The organism is Butyrivibrio sp. (assembly GCF_017940685.1).
In the GTDB taxonomy this organism is placed as follows: Bacteria; Bacillota; Clostridia; order Lachnospirales; family Lachnospiraceae; genus Butyrivibrio.
In genome coordinates this window covers 1-12,857 of sequence record NZ_JAGAYD010000149.1, presented here as the reverse complement: position 1 = coordinate 12,857, position 12,857 = coordinate 1, and the positions used below count along the sequence as shown (strand labels likewise).

Genomic DNA, 12,857 nt, shown 5'->3' with positions numbered 1-12,857 from the left:
TGCTGAGCAGCAGCAGCGTTGAGCTTAGCAGCTCTCTCAGGATTCTTGAGCTTAAGTGAAAGGTATCTAACCTCACCATCAAGGAAGCTCTGGAAGTCCTCTGTAGCAGGCTTAGAATCAAGAGTGAACTTGTTCTCTGCCTGAGGATTGAATCTGAACATATCCCAGTATCCTGTAGCTACAGCCTTCTTCTCCTCATCCATAACCTTGTTCATGCCGGCCTTAAGACCCTGGTTGATACAAGGAGCATAAGCGATGATAAGTGAAGGTCCTGGATATGCCTCAGCCTCTTTGATCGCATTGATTGTCTGCTGCATGTTAGCGCCCATAGCGATCTGTGCAACATATACGTAACCATAACTCATAGCAATTGAAGCAAGATCCTTCTGCTTGATCTCTTTTCCGCCTGCAGCGAACTGTGCAACAGCACCTGTAGGAGTAGCCTTAGATGACTGTCCGCCTGTATTTGAGTAAACCTCAGTGTTTACAACGAGAACGTTAACATCCTTACCAGATGCAAGAACGTGGTCAAGACCACCAAATCCGATATCGAATGCCCATCCGTCACCACCGAAGATCCACTGTGACTTCTTAGCAGCAAAGTCTTTGTTCTTAAGAACGTACTTAGCAGCATCTGAGCTATCGCTCTTAAGAGCCTCAACGAGAGCATCTGTAGCAGCGAAGTTCTCAGCGCCATTTGAGAATGTATCGAGCCACTTCTGAGCAGCATCCTTAGCAGCGCCGCCAGCAGCAACGATCTCTTCTACCTTCTCCTTGATAGCATCACGGAGAGCGTTCTGAGCAAGTACCATACCCATACCAAACTCAGCATTATCCTCGAACAGTGAGTTATCCCATGCAGGACCCTGTCCCTTAGCATTTACTGTGTAAGGTGTTGAAGGTGATGAGTTACCCCAGATTGATGTACATCCTGTAGCGTTTGCAACGTACATTCTCTCACCAAAGAGCTGAGTAACAAGTTTAACGTAAGGTGTCTCACCACAACCTGCGCAAGCGCCTGAGAACTCAAGGAGTGGCTGCTTGAACTGTGAGCCCTTGATTGAGCCTTCACCGAACTTAGCAACAACGTCATCCTTAATAGGAAGAGTAACTGCATAGTCGAAGTACTTCTGCTCGTCCTTGTTAGCTGCGATAGCACCCATCTTGAGGGTCTCGCCCTTGTTGTTACCAGGACATACATTAGCACATGATCCGCAGCCTGTGCAGTCAAGAGCTGAGATAACAACTGAGTACTTGTATCCATCCATTCCAGCAAGAGGCTTGGTCTGAAGTCCCTCTGGAGCCTTAGCGATCTCATCGTCTGTCATAGCGATTGTACGGATTGCTGCATGAGGACATACAAGTGAACAGAATCCACAACCGATACATGTTGAAGCATCCCAAGCAGGAACATTTACTGCGATACCTCTCTTCTCGTATGCAGCTGATCCTGAAGGTGTAGCACCATCAACGTATGGAAGACAATCAGAAACTTTAAGTGTGTTACCTTCCTGTGCATTAACCTTAGACTGGATGTTGTTAACGAAGTCGATAACATCCTTTCTTGATCCTTCTGCCTTCTTGAAGTCAAGACCTTCATCCTGTGCGTTAGCCCATGACTCAGGGATCTCAACCTTGATAAGGTTCTTTGGATCTGCACCGGCATCAATAGCTGCCCAGTTCTTCTTAACGACATCTTCACCCTTACGACCGTATGTCTTCTGAGCTGCATCCTTCATGAACTTGATAGCATCTTCTTCAGGAATGATCTTTGTGATGTTGAAGAATGCTGACTGAAGGATTGTGTTGATTCTTGTAGGACCCATTCCAACTTCAACACCGATCTTAGAACCGTTCATGATGTAGAAGTTGATCTTGTGATCATACATGAACTTCTTAACCTGTCCAGGGATCTCAGCATCAAGCTGATCTACTGTCCATGGGCAGTTGAGAAGGAATGAACCTCCATCAACAAGTTCCTGAACCATGTTGAACTTGCGGATGTATGAAGGATTGTGGCAAGCTACGAAGTCAGCCTTCTTGATGAGGTAAGTTGACTTAATAGGCTTCTTACCAAATCTAAGGTGAGACATTGTAACACCGCCAGACTTCTTGGAGTCATAATCAAAGTATGCCTGAGCATACATGTCTGTGTTATCACCAATGATCTTGATTGAGTTCTTGTTAGCACCAACAGTACCATCAGCACCAAGACCCCAGAACTTACAGTTTGTTGTTCCCTCAGGTGTTGTAACCAGTGGAGCACCAACTTCAAGTGAAAGATTTGTTACATCATCTTCGATACCGATTGTGAACTCTTCCTTAGTATCGTTGTTGAATACAGCAACGATCTGAGCAGGAGTTGTATCCTTGGAACCAAGTCCGTAACGTCCGCAGAATACTGGAACTGACTCGAACTTAGTGCCCTTAAGAGCTGCGATAACATCAAGAGCGAGAGGCTCACGGTATGATCCAGGCTCTTTTGTTCTGTCGAGAACTTCGATTCTCTTAACAGAATCAGGAATAGCAGCAACAAGTGCCTTAGCTGAGAATGGTCTGTAAAGACGAACCTTTACAACACCAACCTTCTTGCCCTGCTTCTCGAGGTAGTCGATTGTCTCCTCGATTGTATCGTTTACAGAACCCATAGCTACGATAACTACCTCTGCGTTAGGATCGCCGTAGTAGTTGAAGAGCTTGTAATCTGTACCAATCTTAGCGTTAACCTTGTCCATGTACTTCTGAACGATCTCAGGAAGCTCGTTGTAACCTGTGTTACAAGCCTCTCTGGTCTGGAAGAAGATATCAGGGTTCTGAGCTGAGCCCATCTGGCAAGGGTGATTAGGATTGAGTGCGCCAGCCTTGAAAGCATCGATTGCTTCATGGTTAACCATCTCATCGAGATCCTTGTAGTCCCAAACCTCGATCTTCTGGATCTCGTGTGATGTACGGAATCCATCAAAGAAATTGATAAAAGGAATTCTGCCTTCGATTGCTGCACAGTATGCAACAGGAGTTAAGTCCATAACCTCCTGAACACTTGAATCGCAAAGCATAGCAGCACCTGTCTGGCGGCAAGCATATACGTCAGAGTGATCACCGAAGATGTTAAGTGCGTGAGAAGCTACGCAACGAGCTGATACGTTGAATACACCAGGAAGTCTCTCACCAGCTATCTTGTAGATATCAGGGATCATAAGAAGAAGTCCCTGAGAAGCTGTGTATGTAGATGTAAGAGCACCTACTACCAGTGATCCGTGTACAGCACCTGCTGCACCAGCCTCAGACTGCATCTCAGTAATCTGAACTGTACGGCCGAAAATGTTCTTCTTTCCGGCTGTTGCCCACTCATCTACATGCTCAGGCATAACAGATGATGGTGTGATTGGGTACATAGCGGCAACTTCAGTGAATGCATATGAAGCATATGCAGCAGCTTCGTTACCGTCCATGGTTTTCATGTTTCTTGCCATTTTAATTCCTCCTACGTTTTATTTTGAAATTTTCTTGGCGTTTTACACAAATATCAGTATATGACATCCGTGTAGTAAAAAATTTGATTCACGTCAAAAAACAGCGCAAAAAGTCCCGTTCACAATCTTTTCCTCCCTCGAAAAGCAGTTGTGTACGGATACTATCTACGTTTCTGCCGACTTCAATAGTAACATTTTTGTCAGGTGTTGTCAGCCTATTTATACATTTTTAATCAATTAATCTGAAAAAAGTTTTCGTTTACTCTATTGATAAATCATTTTTCTTATATTATGATAAATACGTAACAAAGGCGGCGCGGCAAAGCCCCTTGTTATTCTACATTTGGCTTTTTATTTTTACTAATGGAAGGAGATACTATTATGGCATACGTTATTAGTGATGGTTGCATCAGCTGCGGATCATGCGCTGCTCAGTGCCCTGTTTCAGCTATTTCTCAGGGAGATACTCAGTACGTTATCGATGCTAACACATGCATCGACTGCGGTTCTTGCGCAGCTCAGTGTCCTGTTTCAGCTATTTCACAGGGCTGATAATTAAACAGACAAAGCAAAGAGCTTTCAGGAAATTCCTGAAAGCTCTTTTTTTATCTTCCTTTATCAAGATTAGCAAACTTGGTGAACTGAGGGAGCCATAACAGCTCAACAGTTCCGATAGGGCCATGCCTCTGCTTGGCGATAATGATCTCCGCAATACCCTTTTTCTCTGTATCTTTGTTATAGTAATCATCTCTGTAGATGAACATTACAACGTCCGCATCCTGCTCGATGGCTCCAGACTCACGAAGGTCAGATAGCATTGGCCTGTGATCCGGCCTTTGCTCAACTGCACGGGACAGCTGGGAAAGAGCTATGACAGGGACGTTGAGCTCCCTGGCAAGAGCCTTGAGGGACCTTGAAATCTCTGAGATCTCCTGCTGTCTTGACTCTGCACTTCTTCCTGTTCCGCCTGTCATCAGCTGCAGGTAGTCGATGATGATGACCTGAAGGTCATACTCCATCTTGTACTTACGGCACTTGGACCTGAGTTCCTGAATGGAAATACTAGGTGTGTCATCTATTATAAGCTTGGACGCACCAACAACTCCGGCGCTCTCAATAAGATTTTCCCACTCAAGGTCTGATAAGTTACCAGTTCTTATGTGCTGTGAATCAACGTGTGATTCCATGGAAAGGAGACGGTTAACAAACTGCTCCTTACTCATTTCCAGTGAAAACATGGCAACACATTTGTTGTCGTGGAAAGCCATGTACTCAGCGATGTTAAGGACAAAAGCTGTCTTACCCATGGCGGGACGAGCCGCAATAAGGATAAGGTCTGATGGCTGGAATCCCGCTGTGTTGTAGTCAAGATCGATAAAGCCTGTGGCATTACCGGTAACATTGCCCTTCATCTTGCTGGCCATCTCAATCCTGTCCAGGGCATTCATTACGACCTTGTCGATGGGCACAAAGTCCCCAGTGTTTCTCTTCTGGGTTATCTGGAAAATATTCTTTTCAACTTCGTTGAGGATCCCTTCCATGTCATCTGCATCTGTGTAGCAGGTGTTGATGGTGTCCTCGCTTACGTGTATGAGCTTTCTAAGTGTGGACTTCTCAGCAACGATCTGGGCGTAATACTTGATGTTTGCTGAAGTCGGTACAGAGTCAACAAGCTCTGCAATGAATTCGTTGCTGCTGATCTGAGGGGACACATTCTTTTCCCTGAGCCTGTTCTGCAAGGTGACCATATCGACGGCGCTTCCGCTCCTGTCAAGCTCAACCATGGTCTCGAACAGTGTTCCCAGTTGCTTGTTATAGAAATCATCGCCAGTGACGATCTCAGCAGCAATCTGAATTGCTTCATTATCCATGATCATGGCGCCAACTACTGACTTCTCAGCCTCGATGCTGTTGGGCGCCACTCGTTTTAAGAGGTTCTCTTCGGGCATATCACTGTTCCTTTACACTTACCTTCAATGTGGCTGTAACCTGTGGGTGGAGCTTAACCGGGATCTCGTAGGTTCCAAATGCCTTGATAGGTTCAGGCATCTGAAGTTTCTTTTTGTCAAGGTCAAATCCAAACTGCTGCTTGGCGGCTGTTACGATCTCTTTTGAAGAAACAGAACCAAATACTCTTCCGCCTTCGCCAGCCTTCATTGTAAGCTGAACAGTCTCTTTTTCAATCTTCTCTCCGTAGGCCTTGGCCTCGTCAAGCTGCTGCTTGGCAACGATGGAATCTCTCTTCTGCTGGTTCTTGAGTTCGTTTAAGTTCTTCTGTGTTGCCTCTACTCCAAGTTTCTTGGGAAGGATCATGTTCCTTGCGTATCCGTCTGAAACCTTGACGATATCTCCCTTCTTGCCAAGACTCTTAACATCTTCCAATAAAATAACCTGCATTTATAGTTCTCCTTCATCTATCATCTGATCTAGTGTTCTCTTAAGTGTGGCAATGGCCTCCTCTGTGGAGACGCCATCCATCTGGCATCCGGCGCTGCTCATATGTCCGCCTCCGCCAAGCTTCTCCATGATGACCTGAACGTTGACTTCATCGATGGATCTGGCACTGACGTAGATCTGGTTCTGATAATCAGTGCATACAAAGCTGGCTCTTACGCCCTTGATGTTCAGAAGTTCGTTAGCCGCCTGCGCGCCTACGATGGTAGGACTCTGTATCTCGTCGTTGGACAAAATAGATATTGCAAACCTGCCGCGGTAGATCTCAGCCTGGCTGACTGTGTCGGCCTTGGCCTTGTACTCTGTAGCATCCTCTCTAAAGAGCTTGCGGACACGGGTAACATCTGCGCCGTTCCTACGAAGGAACGCTGCTGCCTCAAAGGTTCTGACACCAGTCTTGTTCATGAAGTTGTTGGTGTCAACCATCATGCCTGAATACAGGCTGTCCGCCTCTTCGTTGTGGATCTTGACGTTTTCTCCAATGTACTGCAGTATCTCTGAAACCATCTCGCATGCTGAAGAAGCGTAAGGCTCTACATATGAAAGTGTGGCGTTCTCAATTACCTCTGTGCCCTGTCTGTGGTGATCAAGGACCACGATGGTCTTACAGAACCGTAGAAGTTCCGGACACTCAGTGATACTTGGCTTGTTAACGTCAACAACTACCAGAACCGTGTTGTTTCCAGCAATGTCGATGGCCTGCTGGTTAGTGATGATCATGTCATCCTCGTACTCAGGATTATTCTTGAACAGATCAACCAGTGGCTGCATGGAAGTTGTGACATCGTTAAGAACAATGTGGCACTTCCTGTCCAGTGTCTTGGCAATCCTGTAGATACCAACAGATGAGCCGAAGCTGTCTACATCGCCAATCCTATGGCCCATAACGATGACGTTGTCCTTACCTGAAATAATCTCTCGAAGGGCGTGGGCCTTAACCCTTGCCTTAACCCTGGTACTCTTTTCAATCTGCTGACTCTTACCTCCATAATAAGAGATAGAATCTGCACTCTTAACAACCGCCTGATCTCCGCCTCGGCCAAGGGCTACGTCGATGGCATTCCTTGCAAACTCATAATTCTGCGCATAGGAAAGACCGTTGATACCGATACCAATACTCAACGTAACTGCCATCTCGTTACCGATGTTGACAGTCTTGACGTCCTCAAGGATATCAAACTTCTGCTCCCTAAGGATCTCGCAGGACTTCTTGGGCATTACTACAAAGTACTTGTCCTTCTCGATCTTCTTGGCAATACCGTTGCAGGAAGCAATGTACTTGTTGACCTTACGGTCTATGAGAGCGGTCAAAAGAGATCTTCTTACCTCTTCTACGCTATCAAGAGCCTCTTCGTAGTTATCAAGGTATATAAGACCTGCTGCCAGGGACTGATTGTCAACTTCCTGGATAGCCAGTTTTAGGGCTGTCTCATCAAAAAGATATACTGCAATAAGGCTGCCTTCGTAGCTGTCCGCGTCGATTATGTCGCTGTTTATGGCCATCTCTTTTAACGAGATGCGCTTCATCTTGATGGTGTAATTGCTGTTCTCGTACTCAAGCTCGTAGGACACCTCTTCTGCGCCCTCTGGGAACTTGTCCATGGTGATAGATGGGAAAAGAGAAAATATCGTCTTTTTAAATCCCTTCTCCTGATGGATCACTTTTTCAAAAGCGATGTTGGTCCAGACCACTTTGCCGGAATCATCAAGAACTGCGTGAGGAAGTTCCAGCTCTCTTAGGAGCTTTTTCTGGATCTGGCCATACTCCGTAGCAAAGCTCACAAGCTCGTTCATGATGATGGGCTTGGAGTAGAAATTCATGTATAAAACTGCAATGAAATACAGCGCCGTAAAGGCAAGAAGGATCAGTCCCGCGGTGAAATTCACTGTAAACACAGCTGCATTGACCAGAGCAAGCAAGATCCCGAGATATGTGAAAACCCTAAGGTAAGACCTGAGCCTACCTTTTAATCTGACTCTGTTTTTATTCGCCATTCTTTTGTCCTCTTCCCCAACATTTTGGACATTATAAGAAAAAATACCTTTCTATAGTATAGCACAATCTACCCCTATACAGAATACGTGGAAATTAATTGCCACAGAGGGTTATGCTTCGTATCAATAAGCAGATACGGTATTTTATAGTGGTTGTGTAAAGGGTACGGGTGAAAATGATGAAAGATTTTTCTCTAAGTAAAATGACATTGTTAAAGGCAAGCAGCATAATGATGGCCATAGGCGGCCTCGTGATGGTGCTGGATGCAATATATGGTGAGATGCTGGATGGCATGGATGAATTCTTTGTGGGACACCTGTCCTGGGGAACTCTCATCATCGCCATCGCCATCGTCCAGATACTGGCCAACTCCCTGCAGATGACAGTCGGAGCCTACGCCCTGCACAACGTCAACAGCAAGAACAAAGTCGGCTTCTTTGTAGGCTGCGGGATCCTAATCCTGATACTTCAGCTTCTGGCCTTCGCTCTCCAGACCTTCGCCATGATGGAAGACGTTGTGTGCTTTGGCTGCGGACTTGTGATCCCTGTACTGTTCATAACCGGCGCATTGATGCTGGGGGTCAGTAAAGATAAAGTTGCGACAGCGTAATATCTTATAGTTATTATGTTTTAGAAAAGGCCGCACAATTGTGCGGCCTTCGGTTATTATCCTTCATTATTGAACCAAAGATTTTTCTTCCTCTTCAATCCTTGCAAAGAGGTCATTTACTACATCAGGCGAAAGGCCAAGTGAAGCCACCCGTTTTCTTGTTTTGTCATCAGGTATACCATCTTCATGGGCAAAGCGGATCATTTCAAGTGCCGCTTCCTTCTTGGTTTCAAAAGCAGTTTCCCGCTTAATAATATACTCTTTATCACATTGTCTCATATATTCAGTGGTTACCTCCTCTCGCATTTTCACTCTGGTAACAACATCATCAATATCATTTATGTCAGCATTTTCTGTAGCCGGCCTCTTTCCTGTTTGAATATAGTATAGCATCTCCTGCAGCTTTTTTCTATGTTCAGCGGACTTGACGAATGTGCTCATAGCTTCAAAATTTGGGGTTCCTTTTGTGTAAAAGAACATTCTCGTTATGCCATCGTCATATGATACTTCAGGGTGAGTTGTTAAGACAGTTCTGGCTTCATAGTACATATCGCCAGCACCAAAAGGATCATATGATGATATTGTAATAGAAATAAAATCTGGTATCTTATCATATTTCATACCTGATCCTAAAGACTTGGCGTCAGGTAATGCTGTGTAGTACCTTAGCCGCCTTGGAAGATATGGTTTGTCAGATTCCCTGTTCTCCATTTCAATATCGATTATCTTAGCTGATAAAGTGTGATCTTCTGGGTCTTCACTTATAAAAGCATCTAATCTTATACCATGATACTTAGTATCTATCGCCTGGAATTGTTTTTGAGATGTGATTTCAATGTTCTTAAAATCCCTGTCAAAGAAAGCCCTCAACATATTACCAATCACGATCTTGGCATCATCTTCATTTTCAATTGAGCTGTCAAAAAGAAATCCATCTATCAGTGTCATTTCCTGAATAGCTCTCTTTGCCTGCTCATACTTCTCTGATGGCATGATGGGACCATCTGTAATAATTGTTGCCATTTAATACCTCATCTTTCTGTATTTCTTCTATCCAATGTACGCGCATACGTGGGATAATTCGGCGATTTGCCGTGTTGCGAAATGCAACTTTAAGAGTGTGTCAGAATCGACACAAGAAACAGCATAGCAAATTTTAAACAGGAAATCTTTAAGATTTTCTTAAGATTGAAATTTTCTCTTATAAATTTCATAATAATTATATAGATAATTGGGAGGTTTTCTTATGGGTAAAAATGTTATCTTTTTCTTTTCGGGCACTGGCAACTGCCTGTCAATTGCACGAAATATCGCAAAAGGAATCGGTGGAGCACAGCTAATCAGAATAAAGAAAGGAATGTCAAAACCAGATCTGTCTGATGCTGACCGCGTAGGCTTTGTATTTCCCTGCTACGGCGGCGGAGCTCCGGAAGACGTCTTTGACTGTGCCAAGACACTTAAGGTTAAGCCTGGAGCATACACTTTTGGTGTAACATCCTGTGCAGCCTACAAGGGTACTGGACTTGCCAAGCTCCACAAGATAATCCCATTAAAATATTGGAGCGTTGTCACACATCATTGCAGCTGTATATGGCTGTTTCCACATGACCTGATGATGCCAAGGCTCACCATCGGAGAGGCTGAGGCAAGAAACGAAGACCTTTCTGCTAAGATTGCAAAAGATATTGTCGATGGAAAGACACGTCGCAAGCCAGGACTCAATGTCCTCAACGCCTTTGAAAACATGGGCTTTTCCAAGATGGTGGAGAAAAAAGCAGCCGCCTTTGCTGTCAGCGACAAGTGTATCGGCTGTGGTCAGTGCATGGGACTGTGCCCACGAGGCAATATCACCATCATTGAAGGCAAAGCCAAGATCGGCACCAACTGTACTCAGTGCCTCAGCTGCCTGCAGTACTGCCCACAAAGCGCAATCTCTATCGGAGAGATTTCCGAAAAGCGAGAACATTACCACAATCCTAACGTAAAACCTGCTGACCTTATGCAGGACAGCATAACAGTATAAAAATAAGGGCCGCACAATCATGCGGCCTTCATTTTGTCACAGATCAAAAAAGAGGCGGCTGGCCATGTAGGTCAGTCGCCTCTCTTAAATTACTTAATCTTAGGTAAAAGAACTTTCGGATCGGTCAAAAGCTTTTTTGATCAGCCTTCCTCTTCCTCATCTTTCTTCTTGCCTGTGATCAGCATTGTTACTGCGATTGCAGCTGCAGCAACCATAGCAAATACTCTTGCCATTCTGTTGGTCTCGTCATCAGTTCCTGCTCTTCTTGCTCCAAGAACTGCTGGTCCATCACCAGTTGCTCTCTGTGCTCCAAGTACTGCTCCGCTAGGTGCAAGTGCTACAGGTGCATCAGGGATCGTTGTTGGATCTCCTGGGTTGTCATCATCTGATGAAGGATTGTTAACTCTAAGTGTTCCAGGATTAAGAGTAAGGTCATAGTTGTTCTCGAAGAGTTCCTCATTTTCGAGATACTTCGCACCCTGTGCATTCTCAGGATTGAACTCATAAGCGATTGTGTTCTCAACTGATCCTGCATTTGTGATGGATCCTGTTGCACGTACGTTTATTACTTCACCCTCTACAAATCCGTGTCCGCTCTCTGTTACGTTTGGTCTTGTAAGAGCGTTTCCATTGTATGTCTGTGATGCAGATTCTGAAGTAAGAACTACATCTCTCTTTGTTACGTGAAGAACACCAACTACCTTGTCACCTTCTTCAGAAGATTCAGGCTTAACGATTTCTACATCAAACAGATCAGTAACATTTCCGCCGTTAAGTGTAATCTTCATCTCAGATGTATCAAGATATACTCTGTAATCACCAGCGTCAACACCGCCCTCAGTAATGAGCTTGATTCCAGATACTGTATAATCTGTAGCACCATAGTGATATGTTTCTGTAAGAATCTTAACGTTTCCGTCTTCTACTACTGAAGTTGTAGGTACTTCTGGAAGATTACTAAGTTCATCTTCATTTGCATAAACTGTTAATACTCCTAAGTTTGCAAGAGTAGTAAACAATGCACTAACTGGAGATGGCTTATCTTCTTTCTTAGCCTCAACTGGCTCTGCCTCATCAGCATATCCGTCATCGCCATATCCAGGAAGAACGATACCTTCTGTCTTCTCACCCTCTGAAACCTTATCAGTAAGTGCAACCTTTACAGGAAGACTCTGGTATGTACCATCGTACATTTCTGACTTCTCGTTTGCACCTTCTGGAGTAGCCTGAATCTTAAGATACATCTTCATATTTGATTCAGGTCTACCTACTGTAAGAGTGCCGTTCTGTCTTGTAATATCGTAGTTCTGGAAGCTTACAGTATTTACGTTATCAGAGAATTCAGCAGTCTCGCCATTAAACTGGCAGCTTGTAATTACGTTATCGCTTTCTCCTGGTAATGTCTGTGAACCCTTTACATATACCTTGAATAAACCAAGCTCATCACCAACAAAAGCGCCCTTGTCAATATAATATCTAGCCTTTGTAAGTGCAGTTGCATCATAAGTCTTTCTATCACTTGATGCTACGATAGTGATCTGTACCTTGGTTACTTCAAGTGTTGCAGGATCGCCATAAGTAATTGTGTACTGCTCTAATACAGAGTTTTTGTCTGCATCGATAACGTCTACATGAGCGCCATCAATCTTGAAGTTCTTTGTTCCTGCATTGAGCTGATATACATCTGCTGCATCCAAGTTATCAGTCCAGCTTCCATCCTCATTCTGTGCAGAGAACTTAACTACAAATGTATGTCCAGGTTTGGTGTTACCAACAGTTGCGATGTAATCTGCAACAAGTTTTGTACCATCATAAACCTTTTTCAAAGATCCTGTCTCAGCTACAGCCTGAAGATTAACGATAGTCTTATCCTCGTAGCTTGCGTAGTATGTAGCATCTCCAGTAACCTGAGTATTGGCAAGGCTTGAAGGTGTTACTGGTGTGCCCTTCTCGTCAACCCACTGTACAAAGTACTGAGTTGAAGGAGCTTCTGGCTTATTAGCCATATTGAAGTTCTCATCAGCTGTAGGTGTAGACAACGTAAAGTGTTCTACTCCAGTAAACTTATACTCTCGTATCTCATTACTACTATTTCTCCACTGATATGTGATGTTATGCAACTGAATAGTAAAGTTTCCTGTAAATACTACCTCGTTTGCAGGCATTGTGAACTTGCCATCTGTTACTGTAGCATCCTGTGTTGTCCAGCCACTGAATGTATAGCCTTCTGCTGTTGCAGCTGCTGCTACTGCTACATCCTTGGTTCCATATACAACTGTTGCATCTGTTGGAAGGGCTGTT

9 protein-coding genes are annotated in these 12,857 nt (G+C 44.4%); 3 read left to right on the top strand and 6 right to left on the bottom strand.

The window, feature by feature from the left end; genetic code table 11:
- A partial coding sequence (nifJ, locus tag J6I68_RS09680) for a pyruvate:ferredoxin (flavodoxin) oxidoreductase (protein WP_292219980.1) occupies window positions 1-3,473 on the bottom strand: 3,473 nt, incomplete at its 3' end.
- Window positions 3,474-3,854: 381 nt separating this feature from the next.
- Here nifJ and J6I68_RS09675 point away from each other — a divergent pair.
- Window positions 3,855-4,025, top strand: a complete 171-nt coding sequence (locus J6I68_RS09675) for a DUF362 domain-containing protein (protein WP_013279673.1) — start codon at window positions 3,855-3,857, stop codon at window positions 4,023-4,025.
- A gap of 53 nt (window positions 4,026-4,078) precedes the next feature.
- Here J6I68_RS09675 and dnaB read toward each other — a convergent pair whose 3' ends face one another.
- From dnaB to J6I68_RS09660, 3 genes are read right to left on the bottom strand one after another with little or no spacing between them, the layout of a single operon-like run.
- Window positions 4,079-5,422, bottom strand: coding sequence for a replicative DNA helicase (gene dnaB / locus J6I68_RS09670; protein ID WP_292219979.1), 1,344 nt, complete (start codon window positions 5,420-5,422; stop codon window positions 4,079-4,081).
- 1 nt (window position 5,423) lies between these two features.
- On the bottom strand, window positions 5,424-5,870 hold the full coding sequence (rplI, locus tag J6I68_RS09665; RefSeq protein WP_292219978.1) for a 50S ribosomal protein L9: 447 nt from the start codon (window positions 5,868-5,870) through the stop codon (window positions 5,424-5,426).
- The gene (locus J6I68_RS09660; protein WP_292219977.1) at window positions 5,871-7,922 is read right to left on the bottom strand and encodes a DHH family phosphoesterase; all 2,052 of its coding nucleotides are present in this window, start codon (window positions 7,920-7,922) and stop codon (window positions 5,871-5,873) included.
- Between the two features lie 176 nt (window positions 7,923-8,098).
- On the opposite strand from J6I68_RS09660, the gene J6I68_RS09655 reads away from it, so the two are divergent.
- A complete protein-coding gene (locus J6I68_RS09655) occupies window positions 8,099-8,533 on the top strand; it encodes a hypothetical protein (protein WP_292219976.1) in 435 nt (144 codons plus the stop codon).
- A 66-nt stretch (window positions 8,534-8,599) separates the two neighbouring features.
- Here J6I68_RS09655 and J6I68_RS09650 read toward each other — a convergent pair whose 3' ends face one another.
- Complete coding sequence (locus J6I68_RS09650; RefSeq protein ID WP_292219974.1) at window positions 8,600-9,556, bottom strand: hypothetical protein; 957 nt, start codon at window positions 9,554-9,556, stop codon at window positions 8,600-8,602.
- Window positions 9,557-9,779: 223 nt separating this feature from the next.
- On the opposite strand from J6I68_RS09650, the gene J6I68_RS09645 reads away from it, so the two are divergent.
- Complete coding sequence (locus tag J6I68_RS09645; protein WP_292219973.1) at window positions 9,780-10,556, top strand: EFR1 family ferrodoxin; 777 nt, start codon at window positions 9,780-9,782, stop codon at window positions 10,554-10,556.
- A gap of 140 nt (window positions 10,557-10,696) precedes the next feature.
- Here the strand turns inward: J6I68_RS09645 and J6I68_RS09640 are convergent.
- Window positions 10,697-12,857 (bottom strand): InlB B-repeat-containing protein (locus J6I68_RS09640; RefSeq protein WP_292219972.1); only part of this gene is annotated, 2,161 nt, incomplete at its 5' end.

Bases quoted from the DNA above. Each gene is read 5' to 3' on its own strand.
- J6I68_RS09675 (WP_013279673.1), top strand. From the start codon at position 3,855: ATGGCATACGTTATTAGTGATGGTTGCATCAGCTGCGGATCATGCGCT.
- dnaB (WP_292219979.1), bottom strand. From the start codon at position 5,422: ATGCCCGAAGAGAACCTCTTAAAACGAGTGGCGCCCAACAGCATCGAG.
- rplI (WP_292219978.1), bottom strand. From the start codon at position 5,870: ATGCAGGTTATTTTATTGGAAGATGTTAAGAGTCTTGGCAAGAAGGGA.
- J6I68_RS09660 (WP_292219977.1), bottom strand. From the start codon at position 7,922: ATGGCGAATAAAAACAGAGTCAGATTAAAAGGTAGGCTCAGGTCTTAC.
- J6I68_RS09655 (WP_292219976.1), top strand. From the start codon at position 8,099: ATGATGAAAGATTTTTCTCTAAGTAAAATGACATTGTTAAAGGCAAGC.
- J6I68_RS09650 (WP_292219974.1), bottom strand. From the start codon at position 9,556: ATGGCAACAATTATTACAGATGGTCCCATCATGCCATCAGAGAAGTAT.
- J6I68_RS09645 (WP_292219973.1), top strand. From the start codon at position 9,780: ATGGGTAAAAATGTTATCTTTTTCTTTTCGGGCACTGGCAACTGCCTG.